The following is a 22,982-nucleotide window of genomic DNA, read 5'->3' as shown; positions in this document are numbered from 1 at the left end:
TAATCATGGCATACAGAAGAAAGAAAAAAGACAGGAAGGGCTTTGTAGCAACTCTTGTAGTTTTGCTATTAACTATAACAATCTCTTCCCAAACAGAAAAAATTAACGAGACAGGTTCAAATATAGCTAATACAATCTTTGCTCCAGTAGAAAAAGTGACTTATTCCATATCCTCTACCATAAAGGAGCAAGTTGAAAGAAGTCTAGGTTCTAAGGAGACAAGGGCTGCTGTAGAGAAATTAGAGGAAGAAAACAAGGCGCTCGAGATTGAAAACGCCAAGCTTAATACAATAATTAGCAAGAAAAACTTCCTAGAAGAAGAAAAAAACGCCCTCGATAATTCAGAAAATTCTTACATGAAGGCCAAAGTTGTAAATACAGACTCAAATTCTATGACCAAGAACTTCACTATAGATAAGGGCAAAAAGGATGGAATCGAGAAAAACGACATCATCCTCCAAGCTATAGGAGACAGCAAGTACTATACAGGTCTTGTCGGTAAGGTAGTAGAAGTCTACGAGACGACAGCAAGGGTTGAGACAATAAACTCCATGTCAAATGACGTTTCTTTTGTCAATTCCAAAAGCGGAGACTATGGAGTAATCGATAACTTCACTCAAAAGACTATCCAAGGCTACATGCTAGATGTAGATAGTGAAGTAGAGACTAAAGACGTCCTACTAACCAGTGGTCTTGGGGGAGTGTACCCAGAAGGAATCTATATAGGAACAGTATCAAATGTAACTATGAGCGAAGATGCTCTAAGGAAAAACATAACCCTCAACTCACCAGTTGATTTCTCTCACTTGTATAGGGTCTTGGTCCTAAAGAAGACCGACCAATACAGTGTAGATGAGGTTATAGAAAATAGGGACTACCAAGGAGAAATAGATGAATAAATTTAAGACCTTTATATTATTACTAGTATCATTTATCCTCCAAACATCTGTATTTTCTAAGATAGATATATTTGGAGCAAATGTCAATATCTTCATACCTGCTATAGTTGTCCTATCTCAATTTTTGGGAAGAAAGACAGGAAGTATAAGCGGCCTAGTCCTAGGACTTGTGGAGGACTTCCTCCTAACACCATTTTTTGGGGTAAGGGCTCTTTCATACTATCTAATAGGATATATCGTAGGAGAAGTGAAAGTTCCAAAGGTTAAGTCAAGTGGAGTCTTAGTTACAGCTATAGCAAGTCTAGGAAGCTTCCTTCTAATATCCTTGATATATTTTATCCTAGGAAAGCCTGGGGCTGATATATTAAATTACTTGCCTTTAGCCCTAATCACAGAAATTGTCCTAAACAGTCTAGTTTATCTAATTTACAATATTATAGTTAAGAAAATCATGTACATTCCAACCTACAAAATATAAGGGGTGTTTAAGTGAAAAAAACAAAAGAAAAAAGACTGATTTTTGTACAAGTCCTAGTCCTAGTATTATTCCTTGCCATAGTCGTAAGGCTAAGTAAGGTTATGCTAGTTAAAGGAGACTACTACAGAGACCTGTCTGACAATAGAAAAGTTAAAGAAGTTGATGAGATTGCAAGCCGTGGAAATATCTACGACAGAAACGGAAAAATCCTAGCTACATCAATCCCATCATTTACGGTCCAATTATATAAGGACCAAATGTCAAGCATGGATGAGGATAAGAAGATAGACAATATCTCAAAACTTGTCGATATCCTAGAAGAAGACGGAGTAAACTACACCGAAGACTTCAACCTAAGGCTAAATTCCTTTGAGTACAAGGATGAAGATACATACTTTGACCACAAGAAGATGCCTATGGATAAGGTAGTAAGTCTTCTTATAGAAAATAATCTCATAAGAGAATTTATATCATCATCCTACCAAAAGGAGGGAATCGAATACGAAACTGCCAATACTGCCCTCCTTGCCCTAAAGAAAAGAGGGATCGATATTCCTTGCCATGTTGGGCAAAAAGACGGAGAGCTCGCTATAAGCTTTAAGGAAAATGCTGGTGAGAAATTAAAATCAATTGGCTTTGGCAAAAACGATCATCCCTTGGACGTGATTGTAGAATCTGTTGGGGAAGATGAGTCGGTAATTCTTACAATTCTTCAAAACCCTAACGCAAGAAAGCTCGCTTATGACTTGCTTAAGGAAAATGGCCTTGAAGGAGACCTAGTCCTTAAAGACTATGCAGTAAAAAGTGACGAAGACTTCCTAGAGAAAAAGGCCAAGCTTCACAAGCTTTTCCCAAACATAAATTACGAGTCTACTGCTGCTGATGACTTCTATGAAATTGTCAAAAACTCAACCATAGAAGAAGTCTTGACAGAAGCGACTGTGGATGATTCAGGAGAATATATCATCCCTGCCAATATCTTAATAGAGCAACTTGAAAATATGGGAATCTATGCTAACTTCGAAACAGAGGTTGTTACTGAAAAGGACGATGATAAGAACAATTACTCAGTTGATGTAAGCTTCAAAAACCCTCAAGCAGGATCTGCGGTAAGGGAACTTGTAAAACTCGCTGACGAGCATAAGCTACTTAAGAAACTTATCCTTTCAGAAGATATCAAATACATGGCCCAAAATGCCAATACCAAAAACAATATCTATCCAAACATTGATATCACAGATGAGGACCCAGAAGAGTGGACCTATACCTTCACCAAAGACAAGAAGGATTTCTATACCTACTACGCCCAAAAGGATAAGACAAACAGCACAGACGACGTAGTAGACATACTCTCAGAAGAAAAAGATGCAGGAAAGATTCTTTCTTACATTAAGAAAGTAGACAAGCTAGAAGACTATAGCGACCAAGAAGCTATAGGAATCCTAACTATAGACAATAAGCTCAACCGCCAAGGCAACTTCGGCTATAGGCCAATAAATATTGTCTATCACTTGGATGAATCTACAGTCCTTAAGATCGAAGAAAAAATCGATAAGGCAAGTGGAATCATAGTCGACACTATACCAATCAGAAACTATCCAAATAGATATCTAGCAAGCCACGTCCTAGGCTACATGGGACCAATTGCAACAGGCGATGAGGTAAACAAGTACGTAAACGATAGGGGTTATCTCAGGGATGAAATCATAGGAAAGACTGGAATCGAAGAATCCTACGAGGACAATCTAAAGGGTAAGAATGGTAGAAGTCTCGTAACAGTAGACTCCGCAGGTAACAGACGTCAGACTATATCTAAGTCTACATCAGAGCCAGGTGATGATGTCTACCTTACTATAGACAGAGACCTCCAAGAACAAGCTGAAGAGTCCCTCAAGGGAGTCCTTGCTGCAATCAGAGAAGGTATAAGCTATAATTCAGAATACGGAACATTTTCACCAATCAAGTCGGCTCCAAATGCTGAAAGTGGGGCAGTTGTCGTAAGTAATGTAAAGACAGGAGAAGTCCTAGCCCTTGCATCATACCCAGATTATGATCCGAATATCTTCGCCACTGGAGTATCAGCATCAGATTGGGAAAGCCTCCAAGTAGAAGAAGGTTCTGGCCCACTTGTACCAAGACCAATGCTTAATATAGCAACCCAAACAGCGGTTATGCCAGGATCAACCTTTAAGCTTGTAACAAGTCTTGCAGCCCTAGAAAAAGGACTCGACCCACTTTCTATAAACTACTGCCACGGCTTTATGGATATTGGAAATAGGAGATTTTCTTGCTTAATTTGGACAGAGACAGGGTCAACTCACGGAGAAGAAAACCTCTATGGGGCAATCAGAGACTCATGTAACTATTACTTCTACACTCTAGCCTTGGGCAAGAACCCAGAAGATGGGAACACCCTAGGGGTAAAACTTGAGCTTAACGATATAAGACTTGCAGCGGAGAAACTTGGTCTAGACCAAAAGACTGGAATTGAGATAAATATACCAAACGAAACAGTTGGAAACATTCCATCAATCGGCAAGAAAGTCGAAGTAACCAAGACCATGCTCAAAAAATACCTGGAAAATAACCTAACAATATTCATCAAGGACGGAATAAAGAAGACTCGTGATGAGTACAAGAAGGACATTGAGGACATAGTTTCATTCGCAGACGATCCAGAAGGATGGACTAGGGATAAGATAATAGAGTTCTTGGACGAGAAGGGATATGAACCAATAGGAATTTACGATGGACAAATAGCAGGTCTTGCAGATACTATCAAGTTTACCTTCCTTAACCAAGCCAATTGGGACATTACTGACATGCTAAATATAGTAATAGGCCAAGGACAAAACGCCTACACACCTATCCAGATGAATAGGGTAATGGCGACTATATCAAATGGTGGCTACCTAAACAAGTACACCTTGATTAATAAGATAGCCAACCACGACTCTAAAGAAGTCCTCTTCAAAAATGTTCCAGATAGTAAAAGAATTGACATCAAGGATACCAAACATCTTGAAGATATCAAATACGGAGCCTTGTTAGTAGCTCAAAACAATCCGATTCTTAACAAGCTTCCTATGGATATAGGTGTCAAAACTGGTACAGCAGAAGTAGAAGGACAAAACGCCGACGGATCAGACTACTCATCCTACGCTTGGATGATTGGTTTTGCTCCATATGATGATCCAGAAATTGCAGTATCTGTTATCCTAACCCAGGGAGATACCAGTTACAACGTAAGTCCTATCGTAAGGGACATCGTGGCCAAATACTTCGACCTTAAAGTAGATATATCAAACTCTGGAGATTCTAGTGAAGATATAGGACAAGTAGAATATGGCCAAGGCGCTGGAGGCGAAAATCCTGATGGAAATGATGGTGACCATCCAGCAGAAGAGACAAATACCAGGCAAAATAACGAGACAGACAACACAGAAAGCACTGAAGGGAATTAATCTCTTATGAAAGTTTATATAATCAATTCACAAATAGATAAGGACAGGGTAAAGTTTGCAGTATCTTTGGCAGAAAGGCTCAAAAAAACTGGCAAGACCCTTCTTGTCTCCACTAAAAGAAATGAATCAAATATCGAAGACTATTACGGCAAAGATGGGATGATTACCTACGATTTGGCAGATTATCTTAAGGGGGTAAATGACTTCAAGGAAGTTAGGGTAAGGGAAGACGAAAATCTCGACTTCCTTATAGCTCCCCTCCTAGAAGATAAGAAAGAAATCGATAAGGAAGATATGGACAAGATTCTCAAAGAAGAAGGATACAAAAATCTAGTAATAGACTCCCTTGACATAAAGCTTGTCGATGAGAAGAAATCTGTATTTATAGTAGAAGCAGGTAAATTCCCAGAGAAAATAGCGGAAGATAGCTTCTTTATCAATGGAACAAGCCCAGATACAGATATCAGGCTATCCAAGGAAAAAATCGAATCCTACGGCAAAAACTACCTAGGAAATGTCAACCTAGGCCAGGGATTTGACAAGCAAATCGACAATTTCATCAATGACAACTATGTCATAGTCCCAGACCTAACATTTTTCGAGAAACTAAAGATGAAGTTTAAAAAATGACAGACTTTGTATTTGTAGATGAAAAAGAAAAGCTTATGGGAAGGGTAAAGGAAGGAAGGATAGTGGAAATTAAATTCTACGACTCCCTCCTTGGTAATATCTACAGGGGCAAGGTCGTAAACAAAAACGACGCCCTAGGAGCCTACTTTGTAGAATACGATAAGGGAAAAACTCTCTATCTAAACTCCAAAACATCCTATAAGATTGGGGACAATGTCATTGTACAATACGTAAGAGATCCCGCAAATGGCAAGCTAGCCCTGGGATCTCTTAATTTTAAGGTAGAAAATGATAGCTATTATGTCAAAAGATTCGCAAGGCTAATCAAGCAAAAGGAAGGCAAGAGGAGAGATAAGGTTAAGTTTGAAGCTATAGGAAAATTAAAAACTAGACTTATCAAAGAAGAAAAATTCTTCCCAACACCAAAACTCCTTTATGAAAATAGCCTTAAGGATAAATATCTAGAAGAAAACAAGGATATAGAAGTAAGGGAAGTTGAGATAGGAAAGCTTGCCGAGTTTAGGGATTTCCTAGAATTAATTCAAGAAAAAAGGCCAACTTATGGGGACCTATCCCTAATCATAGACGAGCTAGAGACAATGACTGTAATAGATGTCAACTCTAATAGTAAGAAAAGTACTAATAATAAAGATAAGTTCTTGGAAAACATAAATATGGAATTAATAGATCCCATACTTTACAACTTAAAGGCTAGAAACATAGGTGGGATGGTCCTAATCGACTTTCTAAGAAATGAAAATAAAGAAAAAATCGAAGAATCTATGAGGAAAAAATCGAAAGACTACGACCTAGAGTGTGAAATATTTGGATTTTCTCCTATGGGCTTATTTGAAATGACTATAAAAAGAAGAGGAGCTAGGAACGTGACCGAGCTTAGGAAGAGAAATCTTCTAAGTTAAAGTCACGGACTAAGTCCTCTTTTTTCTTCTTATTAAGTTTTTTGATAGCACATTCAAGCTTAAGCCCTTCAGACATGGAGGAGACCTCCTTAAAATAAACGAGCCTTACCGGGAGCCTTGCCCTAGTATACTTGGCCCCCTTGCCTGAATTGTGGACGGCCACTCTTCTTTTGACATCTGTGGTGTAGCCTGTATAAAGACTCCCATCGGCGCACCTTAGAATATAGACAAAATGACTCATGAGAAAAGCTCACCCATAACCCTTCCTATAATATCAAAATCAAAGCCCTTGGAGGCAAGATGCCTATAGACCTTGTTTTTCATCTTAAAAGAATAATCGCCACGAGCCTTTTTTTCAGCAAAATAAAGGGCCTTCTCATATTCCGTGTCATCATCGATTAGGGTCAAATTCTCATCAATCAAGGAATCTGGAATTCCCTTAAGCTTAAGCTTATATCTAATCTTATTCTTAGGCCAGTCATTAATCGAAGACTTATCAGCTATGAAGCTTCTTACAAAAGACTCATCATCGATTAAATTATAAGAAGTTAAAAATTCAATTACCTTCTCAGTAACATCAGCTTCATAGCCCTTATCCCTTAAGATCTTTCCTATCTCAAAGCTAGTCTTGTTAGCATAAGAAATCCTATTTAAGATATAATTTTTTGCCCTATTGTAAGAATTGTCAGCCTGAATTTTAGAAAAAACATCAAAGTCTATCTCTTCATTCTTCTTTATATCTAGGTCATTAAAAAGATCATAAGAGATATAAAAAAGCTCTCCAGAAACTTTTAGCCTACATAAATTGTACTTATCGGAAAATCCAATCTCTTCTACAATCATAGACTAGCAAAAGAATTGTAGGCGCTATAGATAATAGGAGCTATCATTGATATAGCAATCACGATTGCAAAAATTTTAAGTATAGTTTTTCTACTTTTCATAATTCACCTCTGTTTCTATTCTACTACTTGTAGGCCTAAAAGAAAAATTTTACAAAAAAACTTGCACAAAAATAATAAACGTGGTATTATATTTATTGTTGAGAGAGAGATATGACAATTGAAACTTTCAAAAAAGAAAATAATTGTTAGAAAAACTTGACAAGCTACTTCAATGATGGTATCATGAAATAGTGATGGCTTGGTGGGTATGGTCCAGTTGGTTAAGACACCTGGTTGTGGCCCAGGAGGCCGTGAGTTCGAATCTCACTACTCACCCCATATGCGGGATTGGCGGAATTGGCAGACGCGCTAGACTTAGGATCTAGTGGGAATTTTCTCGTGAAGGTTCAACTCCTTTATCCCGCACCAATGAGTGCAAGACGCTGATAACTCAGCGTCTTTTTTTGTGCTTATTTTACAAAATCTTTACCTAATTCTTACAATTATTTTAATATTCCTGTGCTATAATTACTAAAAGGAGAATATTATGGCAGGAAAGGTTATTGAAGTCGAGGGTTTGGTCAAAAGTTACAAGGACTTTATTGCAGTTGACAATTTGGATTTCGATTTGTATAAGGGTGAGATTTTGGGACTTTTAGGTCCTAATGGTTCTGGTAAGTCTACTACTATTTCTTGTATCCTATCTCTTTTGAGTAAAGATAGTGGCTCTATTAAGATTTTTGGTGAGGAGATGAGGCCTGATTCTTACGATATCAAAAGAAGGATAGGTGTTGTCTTTCAAGACGTAGGCGTCTATGAGGAATTAAGTGTATATGAAAATATTGATTATTTTTGTGGACTTTACATAAGAGATAAGAAAAAAAGGAAAAAATATATTGAAGAAACTGTAGATCTTGTTGGTTTGGTTGATTTTCTTAAATTTAGGCCAAAAAAGCTTTCTGGAGGTCTTTTGAGGAGACTTAATATAGCTTGTGGCATAGCTCACAAGCCAGAATTAATTATTTTTGATGAGCCGACTGTTGCGGTTGATCCTCAATCGAGAAATAATATTTTGGATGGAATTAGAAAGTTAAATAAAGACGGAGCAAGCATAATCTATACCTCTCACTATATGGATGAGGTAGAAAGCCTGTGTGATTACATAGTTATCCTTGATAAAGGTAAGGTTATAGCCAAGGGAGATAGTGATAGCCTTAAGGATATGATTAATATTTGTGAGAAGATCTCCTTTGAGACTGAAAATTTACCTGATGAAGCCCTTGAAAGTATTAGGGCTATTGATTCTTTGATTGATCTTTCGGTATTGGGAACAACTTATAAGTTAAGTTTTTCTAAATCCAGGGATAACATTACAAGGCTAGTAGAAATCCTAAGGACATATGATATAGACTATGATCATCTTTCATCTTCTAGGCCAAGCCTTAATGATGTATTCTTACAGCTTACTGGTAAAGAATTGAGGGATTAGGATGTTCTTACATACTTTTAAAAATACCTTTAAGCTCCTAATAAGGGATAAGAGCCTACTTTTTTGGTCTTTAGTTTTTCCTATAGTCTTGGGATTTTTCTTTACCATAGCCTTGGGAAATGTTACAAAGTCTATGAACTTTGAGCCGATAGATCTTGTAGTAAAAGAAGACCTAAGAGAAGATAAGTATTTTGATGATTTCCTTAAAGAGCTTGAAGATGAAGATATAATTATTATCCACTCTGAAAAGAGTATTGATGATGAAGGAATTACTGCCTATATCAAAGACCGTGACAAGATAGTTTTTAAGAAATCTGGTATCTATGAGTCTATCATAGAAGATATTATTAACGCTTATCTTAGAAAGGGGGCTATGGCAGAAAAGATTTTAAGGAAGAATCCTACTTTTGACCTAAGCTATTTGAGCCATAGAAAAAGCCATATTATTGATAAGTCAAAGCGTAATCTCGATTTTGTAAATACGTTTTTCTACTGCTTGATAGGTATGCAGGCTATGTATGGTTTTACTTATGGGCTTCTTATTATTTATAGATTTGAGGCCAATCTTTCCACTCTTGCCAAGAGAAATGCCATAGCTCCTTTAGATAGACTTACAAGCCTTCTATCATCTATCTGCGTTGGATTTATTATTAACTTCTCCGTTGTTTTATTTACCATGCTTGTTTTTAATAAGTTGTATGGGGTAGACTTTTCTAATAAGCTCGGACCGCTTATTTTAATAGGGGGTCTTGGAAGTCTTTTTGGTGTCTTGTTTGGGATTCTTATAGGACTTGCGTCTAAGGCAAGTGTGGAGGTCAAAAACGGACTAGGGATTGCTATAAGCATGGTTTTATCATACTTATCAGGAATGATGGATTCTTCTATGAAGCTTATGATCGAGGAAAACGCTCCAATTATTAATAAATTCAACCCAATTGCCTTGATAAATGATGCAATCTACAGCCTCTATTACTATGATGGATACGATAGGTATTTGGAAAATGTTAAGTATTTATTAATATTGATAATAATTTTCCTAGGTCTCACTCTAATTTTAACAAGGAGCAGGCAGTATGATAGTCTTTAAAAATTATTTTAAAATCGTAAGAGGCCACCTTAAGGCCATTGGCATATACACAGTTATATTTTTAGCCATAATATTTTTTTCAAATTCAAGTAATGATGAGTCCATAGACTATAAGAAGGCAAGAGCCGATATTTATATAGAAGATTTTGCCAAGAGCGACTTATCCAAGGCCTTTATCAAATATATGGAAAAAGAAAATAATATAGTTGATATGACTGGCAAAAATATAGACGATAATCTCTTTTATGGGAAGATTTCCACCTATATCAAGATTCCAGAGGACTTTGATAAGGAAAAGAAGCTTGAGATTAAAAATGGCATAAGCGGTAAGGATAGGCAGTATATAAAAGAGTCAATCAATCTATACCTAGATCAGATTTTGACCTACGAAAAGGCAGGCTTTGATAAAAAAGAGATAATAGCTAATACAGAAGAAGACTTCAACAAAAGTGTTAAGGTTAGTCTAAATAAGGATAGGAGACCGGTCGTAAGTAGCAAAGTCCATGATTTCTTTAACCTACTAGCCTACGTATTTTTAAGCCAGATCATCCTTGTAGTATCTTTAATAAGCTTATCTTACAAGAAGAGGGTTATAGCTATGAGAAATGAAGCATCTCCTATAAGTAGCTTTAGGAAAAATTTTGAACTTCTTATGGGTCATTTTGCCTTTGCTCTTGTATCTTGGGTCTTTTATGTAATAATTTTCCTTATTATGAATGGAAGGTCATCCCTAAGCACAAGGGTTCTTCTAATGATAGTAAATTCTATGATATTTGCCCTAAGTACGGTAAGCCTCGCTATCTTTATCACAAAACTTATAGAAAGTGAAAATGCTATGATGGCTGTAATGAATGTTTTCGCCCTAGCTTCGTCTTTTCTAACAGGAGTATTTGTCCCACAAGAAATCCTTAGCGAAAAGGCCCTAATGATAGGAAAAGTCTTCCCAAGCTTTTACTATATAGCTAACAATGACATCTTAGTGAGTGATTTTAATAAGGAGATCTTTATTAGAAATATTGCAATCCTTATAGGATATATAATAATTCTTTTCTTTTTGAGCTTAGCTTTGGATAAAATCTTGTTAAGAAAAAAATATAGATAGTTTTGTTATATGAAGATCTGGTATTTTCTTGACTATCAAACTGTTAATCATATATTTAGCTTAGACGATATTTCACAAAAAATTTATATAAATTTAATAGATATGACAAAGTATCGCCACAAATTTCTTGTATGATAAGGAAAACAGGAGGTAGTTTATGAGAAGAAATAAATCTGGTGGAGGATTTTCACATTTTATTTCAGCCCTTTTGGGAGCTGTTATCGGTGGTTTTGTTATTTATTTTCTCCTAGGTGGAGCAGCTAATAATGATAATAACATTGCAGAAAGTGAAAATAATCCAAAACAAATAGAAAGTAAGGAAAATAAGGAAAGTACAAAGAAAGATATAAATATAAATGCGGATGATTCAATTGAATCTGTTGTTGTGAAAAAATCAATTGACTCTGTAGTTGGAATCAATACGATTTCTGAAGTTACCCAAAATACCTTCTTCGGCCAACAATCTGGTTATGTCGAAGGAATCGGTTCTGGTTCAATCGTCACAGAAGATGGTTATATAGTAACCAATTCTCACGTTGTAAGCAATGGCGATGTGGCCCAGATTAATGTTCTTTTCTCCAATGGAGAGACTAGTGAGGCAGAGCTTGTGTGGAACGATGCAGCTTTAGATCTTGCTATAATTAAGGTCAAAAAGGACAATCTTCCAGCAATTGAGCTAGGAGATAGTGACAAGGTTGGTATAGGGGATAAGGCTATAGCTATCGGAAACCCTTTAGGCTTTGAACTTCAATCAACCGTAACTAGTGGTATTATTTCAGGTCTTAATAGAACTGTTAAGTTTAATACAGGAGTAAGCATGGATGGTTTAATGCAAACAGATGCTGCCATAAATGCAGGAAACTCTGGTGGTGCCCTACTTAATACCAAAGGAGAGCTTATAGGAATTAATACTGCCAAGGCAGGTAATAGCGATGGGATCGGCTTTGCTATTCCTATTAATATTGTAAAACCTGTTATAGAAAAAGTAAGAAAGACAGGTAAGTTTAATTCAGTTTATCTTGGAATTACTGGCCAATCTATTGATTATATAAAACAAATTCCAAACTTCAATACCGAAAAACTTGGAACTGATTACGGTGTATATGTTGTATCAAGCTTTGATAGAAATAGTGATATCGAAGAAGGTGACGTGATAACCGCCATAGATGGAGTGGCTGTAAAGGATATGAATAGTCTAAGAAAGGCCCTCCTATCCTATGCAGTAGGAGATAAGGCGAAACTTACTGTCTATAGGGATGGAGTCAAGAAAGAAATTGATGTAGAATTTAATATAGATTCTTCAAATATAGACGAGTTCGATAAGGCTCAACCTAGCGAAGATAATACAAGCGAAGATAATAAAGGAAGTAAAGATAGATTAAATCCATTCTTTAACCTTCCATAAGATACCATAATATGAAGATCTGGAGAAATCCGGGTCTTTTTTAGTTACTACTGTCTATTGCCTAGTGTAGCATTGTTTTTGTAATATATACCTATAGGCGTCATCTCCCTTATGTCGAGCGGAGCGAAGCGTAGTCGAGACATCTAAAAAGAGATCCCTCCACTTCGGTCGGGATAAGGGGGTAGGTCGTGATAAGGGAAGTAGATCGGTCGTGATAAGGAAGTAACTTAGGTCGGAACAAGATAGGTAAGGAAGAATTTTTCCTGTTTGTATAATTTATTCTTAAAACGTAAGATCCCTTATATCGGTCGTCATCGATGCTTGGCTTCATCCTTATGTCGAGCGGAGCGAAGCGTAGTCGAGACATCTCAAAACAAATTTTCCTAGTCAATATTTTTCCTTGACTCATCCTTATAAAGGGTGTATAATAGTCGAGTCAAGTAAAAGACTTGACAGGTGATTTTATGGAAAAAATAGTAAAAGTGGCTCAATTATTTGACATATACGGCGCACTTCTTAATGAAAAACAAAGAGATGTTATTAATTGTTATTATAACGAAGATTTATCCCTACAGGAGATTGCAGACAATACCGATAGGAGCAAGCAAGCTATTTCGGATATGATCAAAAGATCTGAGGATAAATTATTTGAGTTTGAAGATGAGCTTTCTTTACTGAAAAGCCGCGAGGAACTGAAAGATGCTCTTATTAGTATAAGAGAGCTGATGGAAAGTTCAAATTATGAATTGGCAATTAGTAAAATAACGGACGTAATAGACACGATTTAGAGAGGGATGCTATGGTATTTGAAGGCCTTTCGGAAAGACTCCAGGAGACTCTTGGAAAACTTACAGGCAAAGGAAAATTAAGTGAAAAAGATATAGATGCCGCTATGAGAGAGATAAGACTCTCTTTACTAGAAGCAGATGTTAATTACAAGGTCGTTAAGGACTTTGTAAAGACAATCAAGGAAAGATCACTTGGGCAAGATGTTATGACTTCCCTATCACCAGGACAGATGGTAGTAAAGATCGTAAACGAAGAGCTAACCGCTCTTATGGGTAAGGAAAATTCCAAGCTTGACCTTAAGGGATCTACCCCACACATGGTTATGATGGTAGGTCTACAGGGTTCTGGTAAGACAACCCATTCGGGTAAACTTGCACTTAAGCTAAAGAAGGAAAACAGAAACCCAATGCTTACAGCCCTAGATATCTACAGACCTGCAGCTATCGAGCAACTTAAGGTTGTAGGAAAGACTGCTGGTGTAGAAGTATTCGATAAGGATAAGCAAGATCCAGTTAAGACTGCAAGAGAAGCTAAAGATTATGCAAGACTTAACAATCACGATGTGGTGATCCTCGATACGGCTGGTCGTTTACAAATTGATACTGACTTAATGGATGAGCTTAAAAATATTAAAGAAGCAGTAAATCCTGACGAGATACTTCTTGTTGTCGATGCGATGACAGGACAAGAAGCGGTCAATGTTGCAAAGACCTTTGACGATTACCTAGACATCACAGGCGTAGTACTCACAAAGCTAGACGGTGATGCCAGAGGTGGTGCAGCCCTATCAATTAGACAAGTTGTAGGAAAACCAATCAAGTTTATAGGTGTTGGGGAGAAGCTCGAAGATCTTGAGCCTTTCCATCCAGACAGGATGGCGAACAGGATCCTCGGCATGGGAGATGTCTTATCTCTGATAGAAAAGGCAGAAAAAGAGCTATCTATCGAAAATGCCAAGGAACTAGAACGTAAGATGCGTGAGCAAACTTACACCTTGGATGACTTCATGGAACAAGTTCAACAGATAAGAAACATGGGACCATTGGAAGACTTACTTGCGATGATTCCAGGAGTAAACTCCAAGATGCTAAAGGGAGTTGATATCGACGATAGGGGATTTGTTAGAATCGAAGCCCTCATAAGTTCCATGACTAAGGAAGAAAGAGAAAAACCTGAAATCATTGGCAAGAGCAGAAAAGAAAGAATAGCCAAGGGTTCAGGAGTTGACATCAAAGAACTTAACAAATTGCTCAAACAGTTCAAAGAACTGAAGAAAATGATGAAGAAAATGACAGGCATGAAAGCCAACAAAAGAGGCAGAAAACTACCAAAAATGCCTTTCTTTTAGGCTAAATCAATAGGAGGAAACAATGGCAGTTAAAATTAGATTAAAGAGAATGGGACAAAAGAAAAAACCATTCTACAGAGTTGTAGTAGCAGATTCAAGAAGCCCAAGAAATGGTAAATTCATCGAAGAAATTGGAACATATAACCCAATCTCAAATCCAAAAGAGTTTAGAGTAGACAACGAAAAAGCTAAACAATGGATCCAAAATGGTGCAAAACCAACATCTATCGTTGAAAAACTATTCAAAGACAACGACGTATTAGCTTAAGATGAAAGAATTAGTAGAGCTAATTGTTAAAGAATTAGTAGAAGATAAGGATGCTGTATCTATCGAAGAGAGTAGAGATGGTGGAGAAGTAGATATACTAATCCACGTAGCAGAATCCGACAAGGGCAGAGTTATAGGAGTTCGTGGAAATATAATCAATTCTATAAGAGCCATAGCCCGTGCTTGTGCAATCAAGGAAGATGTTAAGGTCAACATAAGAATATGAGAATAACAGTAGCTGAGGTAATAACAACACACGGAATCAAGGGAAATGTAAAAGTAAAATCATTTTCTGATTATGAGAAAAGATTCGATAAGGGAAGCAAGGTCTACATTGGAGATGAACTTCTCACTATAGAAGACTCCTTCGACCAAAAAGGCCTCAAGGTCATAAAGTTTGTTGAATATAACGACATAAATGATTCCCTAAAACTAGTTGGTAAGGACATAACTATCGAAGAAGAAGATCTAGGAGAGCTTAAGGAAGATGAATTCTACATCTACAAGCTAATAGGACTTGATACTTACTCCAATGGGCAAAAAGTGGGCAAGGTCAAGGACGTAATATCTGGAGTCTATCCAAACGATGTTTATGTCATAGAAACTACGGACAATAAAGAAATATTATTACCAGCCTTAAAGACTGTTATCAAAAATGTTGATATAGCAAACAACAAAATAGAAGTAGATAACCTAAGAGATTATGAATAGTGTTACCATACTTACCCTATTTCCAGAAAGCTTCGAGTTCCTCAAGACTTATGGAGTAATAGGAAAAGCAATCGAGAACAACAAATTAGAAATAAAAATAGTAGACATAAGAGATTTCAGTAATGACAAGCACAATCACGTAGACGATACTGTATACGGTGGGGCAGCCGGTATGCTTATCAAACCACAAGTTCTATATGATTGTTTGATGTCTGTGAAGAAACCAAAATCAAAAGTCTGCTTCATGTCAGCAGCAGGCAAGAAATTAAATCAGAAATTAGCAATCGACTTTGCAGAAATCAAAGATCTAATAATAATATGTGGCCACTACGAAGGAATAGATGCGAGAATTACCAACCACTATGTCGACTATGAAATATCTATAGGAGACTATGTCCTAACAGGCGGAGAAATCCCAGCCATGGTTCTTATAGACTCAATGGCAAGATTCATAGATGGAGTTGTAGGAAAGAAAGAATCTCTAACCACAGACTCCCACTACAACACTCTCTTGCAACAAGATGAATACACCAAGCCAAGAAACTTCAACGGATACTTCGTTCCAAGCGAACTTGTAAGCGGAGATCACAAGAAGATAGCCGAGTGGAACAGGAAAAGTGCAATAGAGAAAACAAAAAGAGTTAGGCCAGACTTATACGAGAAATTCTTACGAGAGGAGAGCAAAGATGGAATTAATCAAAAAAATTGAACAAGAAAACCTACGTAAAGAAAACTTCGATTTCAACGTAGGAGATACAATAAGACTAAGCTACAGAATCAAAGAGGGAGATAAGGAAAGACTTCAAGACTTCGAAGGAACTGTAATCTACATCAATGAAGGTGGAATCAACAAATCCTTCACAGTTAGAAGAATCAGCTACGGAGTTGGAGTAGAAAGAACATTCCAATATCACTCACCAAGAATCGAAAAACTACACGTTGTTAGACGTGGTAAGGTAAGAAGAGCTAAACTTAAATACCTTAGAGATCGTCAAGGTAAGGCAGCTAAAGTTAAAGAAAAAACAAATTACTAAAATTAAGGGCTTTTGCAAAACATATTTGCAGAAGTCTTTTTTTGTCATTTTTATGATTTATGATATTATTATATTAAATCATAGATACATAGGGGCTAATATGACAGATGAAAGAAAAGAATTTGGCAAAAAACTAATAGAAATAAGAGAAAGAAAAGGCCTAAGACAGGCTGATGTAGCTGAGCTTATAAATTTGAGCGAAAGAAGTATAGGTAGGCTTGAAAGAGGTGAAATAGAATCCGCATCCGTAGATAGTCTAATAGAACTATCCAAAATATATGACCTGGATATCCTAAGCTTATACAAAAAATATATTTATGGAAGTTTTTATATACTAGAAGAAATCAAGAATTCACTAGACATAAACGCAATGTTTCTAACAAAGGATATAAGAATAGACCTTTTAGAAAAAATAGACTTAATAAAAGATAGCAGAGAACTAAAAGCAAGAAAATATGAGATAGAGCTCCTAGATTTATTTATACGATATTTAAATTTTGAGATAACTAGCGAAGAATTAAGTGAAGTATACGAGGACCTGTCCTCAAATAAGATTAAAAGAAAAAACTTCGAAAATCTCGACCTTCAAGACATAGACCTCCGCATATTATTAAATATAGCAACTACTTCCCAAGATTTTAAGGGAATTGATAGGGTGGAGATATTTGAGAAATGTAAGAGGCAGTCTTTTAATAGTGAATTAAAAATATTATCAATTAACAACCTTGCTAACTTATACTTTAGAAATGAGTGCTATGATAAAACTTTAAAAATTGTAGATTATGGGATAGAATTTTCACGTAATGAATCGCATATTTACGGTTTGTTATATCTATATTTTATAAAATTTACTACCCAATACACATCATATAAAGAATATAGCGAATCATTAAATTCTACTCTAATCTTGCTAAAAAATATAAATAATGAGGACTTGAAGCAGTTGATGTATAGAAACATACAAAACATATTAAGCTAAAACTAGGATAGAGTAGATACTAAGACAATCCTAGTTTCTATCTATAAATTTATATATTAAAATAATGTTTTTAAAATGATATTATTTTCTTAATCTATTCCTTATATTACATATAAACTAGTCAAGCGCACATATGCCTTTGAAATATTTATCATAATGTCGTATTATTTTTATAAGTTATATTCTAAACATACAAATTCACATACATTAAATGATTAAAATAATTTCAAATTGGAGATCTTATGGAAATCACATTAAACAATATAAGTAGATATTATAAAAATAGACTAGCGGTAGATAATTTTACATGGACGATTAATTTCGATAATAATAATATTTTTGCCTTGATTGGTCCAAATGGAGCTGGAAAAACTACTATTCTTAAAATCATATCGGGAATTTATTATTTCGAAAGCGGAGAAATACATTCATCTTCCCAAGCTAAGGACTATCCTATCTGGGCGAGGGATAATATATCCTTCCTACAATCAGGAGATAGGGGTCTAAGATTTAGAAATTCGGTTTATGACAATGTTAGATATTTCGGAGCACTGAAAGGAATGGATTCCAAGAGGGTAAAGGAATTGTACGAAAGCTATAGCAAGTTATTATCTATGGAGGAGTTTAGAGATAGAAATGTGGGAGACTTATCTACTGGTGAGAAGAAGAAAGCTTCTTTGTTGTGCTGCTTGTGCTCAGATAGCAAAATAATTATTCTAGATGAGCCTTCTGATGGACTAGATATAGATGCAAAGCTCAACTTACAAAATATAATACTAAAAGTATCTAAAGATACAGATAGGAAATTTATAATCTCAACCCACGACCTTGATTTTATAAGTGATATCGCAGATAACTATACATTTATATCGAAAGGCAAAAATACATATCAATATTCTTCACAAATGACCAATGAGGAAATAAGAGAAAAGTTTACGGAAATCAACTCAATTATTTAGGAGAAAGTATGGACTATATAAATTTAATCAAAACTGAGCTTAGTTTGGATATAAAAAAGATAAGAAGTTATAAAGTTAGCTTCGTAACAGATATATTAATATTCGCTATTGTATTATTTTCGATATTTATAACAGGTCTTGACTCAGCCTTTGCTGACTCTTATGGAATAGATATTAATTCAGGAAAAATGATAGTACTTATTGGTTTTATATTTTGGCAAATATCGACAACTGCCTTAGGTTGGAGCTCAGCTAATATTAGGGGACAGTCAGTATCGGGAACTCTTGAATTAAAAATGCAGAGCAAATATTCGGCAGAACTATTACTCTTTATTGAGATGCTTACATATTTAATAATAAGCTTTTTAAGCTTTTTCGTTATTTTCCTAATATTCATTCTATCTATAAAGGCAGATACAAAAGATATATTATACATACTCTTATCTTACCTAGTAGCTTTCCCTGCTCTAATAGGAATGTACGGACTTGGACTATTATTAGGAGGCATATCTCTAATAGAAAAAGAAATAGGAAGCCTAGTATTTATTTTACAATCAGTGCTGATTTTTTTATCAGATATGATCGGAGTGAGAAGCAGACTATTTAACATAATTCCATTTAATGCAGGCATAAAAATAATGAGACAGATGTATTTGGGACAGAATATAGAAAGCTCTCTTATAGTAGATTATTTGATCTCTAATACAGTATGGATAATTTTGGGAGTGATATGCTTTAGATATCTATTAAAAAGGGTTAGAACAAGCGATTCTTTTAATAATTATTAGATGATTGTATTAGTAATAAAGGATGAGATATTATTTAAAGCGGGTAATTAGCAAACTTCAAGACTAAAAAATATATCGGAGAATTAAATAATCAGTTAAGTATCCTATATTTAAATATCTAGACAAAGGATACAATGTTTTCCATTGTATATACAGAGATATTGTTTGCACTAACTTCCTATACTTGGAAGAGGGCCTTGTCTTATTATTAGTCTGCTTCTAGTTAGAGGAATTTTTAGTTTATTATTTATCCATTTAGGGTAGGATTTTAATAGATAGAAGGAGGGCTTATGAAATTTGTTAGGTTACTGTTTTTGACGCTTATGTATTTTATCTTAGTTGAGCTTGGGACTTTTCTTTTAAAGAGAAAGAATAAGGGATTTGATTTTGATCAAAAGAAGAGGTCATTTCTAGTTATATGTTTTGCCCTTATAACAAATGGGCTTATTTGAGGTCTTTGGGAGAGAATAGATGAGTAAGAGAGATAATAATTTAGAATCTTTAGTTAAGAAGTATAGGAAAGGTATTAACTATTTTATTCCTATAATCTTTGGACTTTTGGGGACAAATGTGAACCACTGGCTTTATCCCTGTGGACTTTTCCTATTGCTTATCTTTAATATAAGCTATGAGCTTCACTTTGAGGGAAAGATTATCTCTAAGAAAAAATTAGCTCTCAATCTCTTCTTTCTTATATTATTTGTAGTATTAACCTTAGCATTTCCGGAAGAAAATATCCCTACGAATAATAAGAATTTCAATCTATAGATCTGGGCTTAAGTTGCCTAGGTCTTTTTTCTTGTAAAAGTATGGCTATTTTATGTATAATATATAGAAGAGAATACGGAGGAGATATAATGACGATGAATATTAACTGGTTTCCTGGTCATATGAAAAAGACCAAGGAGATTATTATAAATAATTTGAAGCTAGTAGATGTGATCTTGGAGATAATCGATTCGAGGATTCCGATTTCATCTAGAAACCCTATGATAGATGAGATTGTGGCTGACAAGCCAAGGATGGTAATAATGAATAAGTCAGACCTCTCAGATCCAGAGGAGAATAAGAAGTGGGTCAAGAAGTTTAGAGAAGAAGGTATCCCTGCCCTTTTGATGAACTCAAAGGAAAATGTCCCTGTGGATAAGATATATAAGGAAGCAAGGACCCTCCTTAAGGATAAGTTTGAGAAAAATGAGAAAAAGAATATAGACAATCCCATGATTAGGATGATGATCGTAGGTGTGCCAAATTCTGGTAAGTCCACCTTTATCAACAAGGTTTCAAAGAAAAAGGGAGCCAAGGTAGGTAACCGTCCTGGTATTACCCAAACCAAACAATGGATCAAGACTGGATCTAATATCCAGCTCCTCGATACTCCTGGAATTTTGTGGCCTAAGTTTGAAGAAAAAATCGGCCTTCACCTTTCCTTTACCAATGCTATTAAAGATGAGGTTCTAAATATAGAAGACTTGACCCTTAAATTCTTGGAGGAAATGAAGGAAAACAATCCAGAAGCCTTGGTCGACAGATACGAAGTTGATCCTGCCCTTCCTGCCCTAGAAATCTACGAGGCTATAGCCAAAAAGCGTGGGGCTATAATTTCTGGTGGAGACTTTGACTATGCTAGAACTGCCAATATCATCCTAAATGACTTTAGGTCAGGTAAGCTTGGCAAGATTACTTTGGAAAAAGCATGAGATATTCACCATACGATGATGCTATAAAGAAAAAGGTCCATGAAGACTACGAGCTTATAGCTGGTATTGATGAAGTGGGCAGGGGACCTCTGGCAGGTCCTGTAGTAACTTGTGCTGTGATTATGAAAAGAGATTCTAATATAGGAGGGGTTACAGATTCGAAGAAGCTTACTAGAAAGAAGATGCTAAGTCTCAAGGAGAAGATCCTAGATGATGCCATAGACTTTGCCTATGGCTATGCCAATCCTTCTTTGATTGATGAGCTTAATATCAAAAACGCCACCCATAAGGCCATGGAAGATGCCCTAAACAAACTTAAAATCCGCCCAGAAATCGTCCTAATCGATGCAGAAAGGATAAATACCGATATTCCTCAGATGAATATAGTAAAGGGAGACCTAAATGAATATGTCATTTCTTGTGCATCAATTCTTGCCAAGGTCAGACGTGATGATATTATGATCAATTTCTCAAAAATCTATCCTGGCTATTCTTTCGAGACTAATATGGGATATGGGACGAAAAAGCACTACGAGGGTCTAGAAAAGTACGGAGAAACTCCTATCCACAGGCAGACTTTCTTGAGGAAGTTCCACGAAAGACAGCTTAGTATCTATGACCTATAAGAAAGAATTTGGAGATTATGGGGAAAATCTCGTCGAAGGCTACCTAAAGGATAAGTCCTACGAGATTCTTGCTAGAAATTACAGGAAGCCCTTCGGCGAGATAGATATAGTGGCGAAGCTTTCCGATATGATTGTTTTTGTAGAAGTTAAAACTAGGAAGAATGCTAACTTTGCAAGTCCTGCCGAAGCAGTTACTCCTAGTAAGCAAAGGAAAGTTATCCAGGCAAGCCAGGCCTTCCTTATAGAAAATAATATGACAGATATGCTTATGAGATTTGATGTGGCTGAAGTTATAGCGGATAAGGGAGAGATTAATTATATAGAAAATGCCTTTTAAATTTACTAAAAACGAAATTATTTTATACCTAAACTACATATATTTGAATAATCAGACAATCCTAGACCTCTACGAAAAGACGAGCTTTGAGGACTTTTTCGACAAGGATAGGGCCTATTATGACTTCCTTACAGATAAGATTTATGGGAAGATTTTTGATAATGAGAGTCTAGAGGCTTTCAGGTCATATCTGGACTTGCTTTATGAGAAGGATTATAAATATGTCACCCTACTAGATGAAGCTTATCCTAAAAACCTCCTATATATAGAAGATAAGCCAGCTGTCTTGTATTACAAGGGAGACTTTGACGAAGAGGCTGACAAAAATTCCATAGCCTTCGTAGGTTCAAGGAAGTGTACGGACTACGGAAGATGGGCATGTAAGAACTTGGCAGAAAGTATAGCCATGGCTGGAATTACAACAGTGTCAGGCCTTGCCTATGGGATAGATGCGACTTGCCACAAGGCAACCCTTGATGTCGGCAAGAGGACAATTGGAGTTATAGGTTGTGGGATCGACAAGATTTATCCTAAACAAAACAGGGACCTCTACAGGAGGATTGAAGAAAATGGTCTCATCCTTTCAGAATTTCCCCTGGGGACAGAGCCTATTGCCTTTAACTTCCCCAGGAGAAATAGAATAATATCAGGGATTTCCCTAGGTACGGTCGTGATTGAAGCCAAGGAAAAATCGGGGACCATGATTACTGTAAGGTGTGCCCTAGAACAAGGTAAGGAAGTCTTCGCCGTGCCTGGTAATATAAATTCAATCTATTCCAAAGGGACAAACAAGATGATCCAAGAAGGGGCCAAGCTCGTGCTTTCTCCAGAAGATATTATAGAAGAGCTCGACTATATGAAAGATTTGGATCTGGGTCGAAGGAGTCTTGATTATTCAAAACTTGATAAGACAGAGGCCCAAGTGGTAAGATACATTGTAAACTACCCCAACTCAAGTGCTGACACTATAGCTAGTGGTCTAGATGAAGAGATTGACGTGATCAATTTTCTCCTTACATCGCTTGAGCTTAAGGATTATATAGAAAATATAGGAAATAATGAATTTAGTATAAAGGAGTGAGTAT

27 protein-coding genes and 2 tRNA genes are annotated in these 22,982 nt (G+C 36.1%); 27 read left to right on the top strand and 2 right to left on the bottom strand.

What is annotated here, in order from left to right; translation table 11 throughout:
• The first annotated feature begins 5 nt into the window (after positions 1 to 5).
• The 5 genes from mreC to APRE_RS06660 are packed head-to-tail and all read left to right on the top strand — an operon-like array spanning position 6 to position 6,391.
• On the top strand, positions 6 to 899 hold the full coding sequence (gene mreC, locus APRE_RS06680; RefSeq protein ID WP_015778239.1) for a rod shape-determining protein MreC: 894 nt from the start codon (positions 6 to 8) through the stop codon (positions 897 to 899).
• On the top strand, positions 892 to 1,377 hold the full coding sequence (mreD, locus tag APRE_RS06675) for a rod shape-determining protein MreD (protein ID WP_015778238.1): 486 nt from the start codon (positions 892 to 894) through the stop codon (positions 1,375 to 1,377). Before mreC ends, mreD begins: the two co-directional genes overlap by 8 nt.
• 11 nt (positions 1,378 to 1,388) lie before the next feature.
• Positions 1,389 to 4,841 (top strand): penicillin-binding transpeptidase domain-containing protein, encoded by a 3,453-nt coding sequence (locus APRE_RS06670; RefSeq protein WP_015778237.1) that lies wholly within the window; start codon positions 1,389 to 1,391, stop codon positions 4,839 to 4,841.
• 6 nt (positions 4,842 to 4,847) lie between these two features.
• Positions 4,848 to 5,471, top strand: a complete 624-nt coding sequence (locus APRE_RS06665; RefSeq protein ID WP_015778236.1) for a hypothetical protein — start codon at positions 4,848 to 4,850, stop codon at positions 5,469 to 5,471.
• A complete protein-coding gene (locus tag APRE_RS06660; protein ID WP_015778235.1) occupies positions 5,468 to 6,391 on the top strand; it encodes a ribonuclease E/G in 924 nt (307 codons plus the stop codon). The genes APRE_RS06665 and APRE_RS06660 overlap by 4 nt, the downstream gene beginning before the upstream one ends.
• On the opposite strand, the gene APRE_RS06655 is transcribed toward APRE_RS06660, so the two are convergent.
• Together APRE_RS06655 and APRE_RS06650 are read right to left on the bottom strand one after the other, a co-directional pair.
• A complete protein-coding gene (locus APRE_RS06655; protein ID WP_015778234.1) occupies positions 6,366 to 6,632 on the bottom strand; it encodes a GIY-YIG nuclease family protein in 267 nt (88 codons plus the stop codon). The genes APRE_RS06660 and APRE_RS06655 overlap by 26 nt on opposite strands.
• A complete protein-coding gene (locus APRE_RS06650; protein ID WP_015778233.1) occupies positions 6,629 to 7,234 on the bottom strand; it encodes a regulatory protein RecX in 606 nt (201 codons plus the stop codon). The genes APRE_RS06655 and APRE_RS06650 overlap by 4 nt, the downstream gene beginning before the upstream one ends.
• Positions 7,235 to 7,537: 303 nt before the next feature.
• On the opposite strand from APRE_RS06650, the gene APRE_RS06645 reads away from it, so the two are divergent.
• The 22 genes from APRE_RS06645 to dprA all read left to right on the top strand — a co-directional run bounded on the left by APRE_RS06645 (position 7,538) and on the right by dprA (position 22,978).
• A tRNA-His gene (locus APRE_RS06645) sits at positions 7,538 to 7,614 on the top strand.
• Between the two features lie 3 nt (positions 7,615 to 7,617).
• Positions 7,618 to 7,704 (top strand) — tRNA-Leu (locus APRE_RS06640).
• Positions 7,705 to 7,822: 118 nt separating this feature from the next.
• A complete protein-coding gene (locus tag APRE_RS06635; RefSeq protein ID WP_015778231.1) occupies positions 7,823 to 8,764 on the top strand; it encodes an ABC transporter ATP-binding protein in 942 nt (313 codons plus the stop codon).
• Position 8,765: 1 nt separating this feature from the next.
• Positions 8,766 to 9,851, top strand: coding sequence for an ABC transporter permease (locus tag APRE_RS06630; protein WP_015778230.1), 1,086 nt, complete (start codon positions 8,766 to 8,768; stop codon positions 9,849 to 9,851).
• Complete coding sequence (locus APRE_RS06625; RefSeq protein ID WP_015778229.1) at positions 9,838 to 10,953, top strand: ABC transporter permease; 1,116 nt, start codon at positions 9,838 to 9,840, stop codon at positions 10,951 to 10,953. Before APRE_RS06630 ends, APRE_RS06625 begins: the two co-directional genes overlap by 14 nt.
• 157 nt (positions 10,954 to 11,110) lie before the next feature.
• On the top strand, positions 11,111 to 12,358 hold the full coding sequence (locus tag APRE_RS06620; RefSeq protein WP_015778228.1) for a S1C family serine protease: 1,248 nt from the start codon (positions 11,111 to 11,113) through the stop codon (positions 12,356 to 12,358).
• Positions 12,359 to 12,822: 464 nt separating this feature from the next.
• Entirely contained in the window at positions 12,823 to 13,146 is a 324-nt protein-coding gene (ylxM, locus tag APRE_RS06615; RefSeq protein ID WP_015778227.1) for a YlxM family DNA-binding protein, read from the top strand.
• A gap of 11 nt (positions 13,147 to 13,157) precedes the next feature.
• Complete coding sequence (gene ffh, locus APRE_RS06610) at positions 13,158 to 14,495, top strand: signal recognition particle protein (protein ID WP_015778226.1); 1,338 nt, start codon at positions 13,158 to 13,160, stop codon at positions 14,493 to 14,495.
• 22 nt (positions 14,496 to 14,517) lie between these two features.
• A complete protein-coding gene (gene rpsP / locus APRE_RS06605; protein WP_015778225.1) occupies positions 14,518 to 14,763 on the top strand; it encodes a 30S ribosomal protein S16 in 246 nt (81 codons plus the stop codon).
• Between the two features lies 1 nt (position 14,764).
• Positions 14,765 to 14,989: a KH domain-containing protein gene (locus APRE_RS06600; protein WP_015778224.1), complete on the top strand. Its 225-nt coding sequence runs from the start codon at positions 14,765 to 14,767 to the stop codon at positions 14,987 to 14,989.
• Positions 14,986 to 15,474 carry a ribosome maturation factor RimM gene (gene rimM, locus APRE_RS06595; RefSeq protein ID WP_015778223.1) on the top strand — a complete coding sequence of 163 codons (489 nt, stop codon included), beginning with the start codon at positions 14,986 to 14,988 and terminating at the stop codon, positions 15,472 to 15,474. The genes APRE_RS06600 and rimM overlap by 4 nt, the downstream gene beginning before the upstream one ends.
• A complete protein-coding gene (trmD, locus tag APRE_RS06590; RefSeq protein ID WP_015778222.1) occupies positions 15,467 to 16,183 on the top strand; it encodes a tRNA (guanosine(37)-N1)-methyltransferase TrmD in 717 nt (238 codons plus the stop codon). The genes rimM and trmD overlap by 8 nt, the downstream gene beginning before the upstream one ends.
• Entirely contained in the window at positions 16,161 to 16,508 is a 348-nt protein-coding gene (gene rplS / locus APRE_RS06585) for a 50S ribosomal protein L19 (protein WP_015778221.1), read from the top strand. Before trmD ends, rplS begins: the two co-directional genes overlap by 23 nt.
• Positions 16,509 to 16,608: 100 nt before the next feature.
• Positions 16,609 to 17,487 carry a helix-turn-helix domain-containing protein gene (locus APRE_RS06580; RefSeq protein WP_015778220.1) on the top strand — a complete coding sequence of 293 codons (879 nt, stop codon included), beginning with the start codon at positions 16,609 to 16,611 and terminating at the stop codon, positions 17,485 to 17,487.
• Between the two features lie 242 nt (positions 17,488 to 17,729).
• On the top strand, positions 17,730 to 18,446 hold the full coding sequence (locus APRE_RS06575) for an ABC transporter ATP-binding protein (protein WP_015778219.1): 717 nt from the start codon (positions 17,730 to 17,732) through the stop codon (positions 18,444 to 18,446).
• Positions 18,447 to 18,454: 8 nt separating this feature from the next.
• Positions 18,455 to 19,234 carry a hypothetical protein gene (locus APRE_RS06570; protein WP_015778218.1) on the top strand — a complete coding sequence of 260 codons (780 nt, stop codon included), beginning with the start codon at positions 18,455 to 18,457 and terminating at the stop codon, positions 19,232 to 19,234.
• Positions 19,235 to 19,524: 290 nt separating this feature from the next.
• Positions 19,525 to 19,686 (top strand): hypothetical protein, encoded by a 162-nt coding sequence (locus APRE_RS09740; RefSeq protein ID WP_015778217.1) that lies wholly within the window; start codon positions 19,525 to 19,527, stop codon positions 19,684 to 19,686.
• A gap of 19 nt (positions 19,687 to 19,705) precedes the next feature.
• Positions 19,706 to 20,002 (top strand): hypothetical protein, encoded by a 297-nt coding sequence (locus tag APRE_RS09735; protein WP_015778216.1) that lies wholly within the window; start codon positions 19,706 to 19,708, stop codon positions 20,000 to 20,002.
• Between the two features lie 95 nt (positions 20,003 to 20,097).
• Positions 20,098 to 20,934: a ribosome biogenesis GTPase YlqF gene (gene ylqF / locus APRE_RS06560; RefSeq protein WP_041449768.1), complete on the top strand. Its 837-nt coding sequence runs from the start codon at positions 20,098 to 20,100 to the stop codon at positions 20,932 to 20,934.
• Entirely contained in the window at positions 20,931 to 21,560 is a 630-nt protein-coding gene (locus tag APRE_RS06555; protein WP_015778214.1) for a ribonuclease HII, read from the top strand. The genes ylqF and APRE_RS06555 overlap by 4 nt, the downstream gene beginning before the upstream one ends.
• Positions 21,550 to 21,897: a YraN family protein gene (locus APRE_RS06550; RefSeq protein WP_015778213.1), complete on the top strand. Its 348-nt coding sequence runs from the start codon at positions 21,550 to 21,552 to the stop codon at positions 21,895 to 21,897. The genes APRE_RS06555 and APRE_RS06550 overlap by 11 nt, the downstream gene beginning before the upstream one ends.
• Positions 21,887 to 22,978 (top strand): DNA-processing protein DprA, encoded by a 1,092-nt coding sequence (gene dprA, locus APRE_RS06545; RefSeq protein WP_015778212.1) that lies wholly within the window; start codon positions 21,887 to 21,889, stop codon positions 22,976 to 22,978. The genes APRE_RS06550 and dprA overlap by 11 nt, the downstream gene beginning before the upstream one ends.
• The last annotated feature ends 4 nt before the right edge of the window (positions 22,979 to 22,982 follow it).

Origin of the sequence: Anaerococcus prevotii DSM 20548 (assembly GCF_000024105.1) — a bacterium.
Lineage (GTDB): Bacteria > Bacillota > Clostridia > Tissierellales > Peptoniphilaceae > Anaerococcus > Anaerococcus prevotii.
The sequence above is the reverse complement of the archived record's forward strand: the minus strand, read 5'-3'. Positions and strand labels throughout refer to the sequence as shown.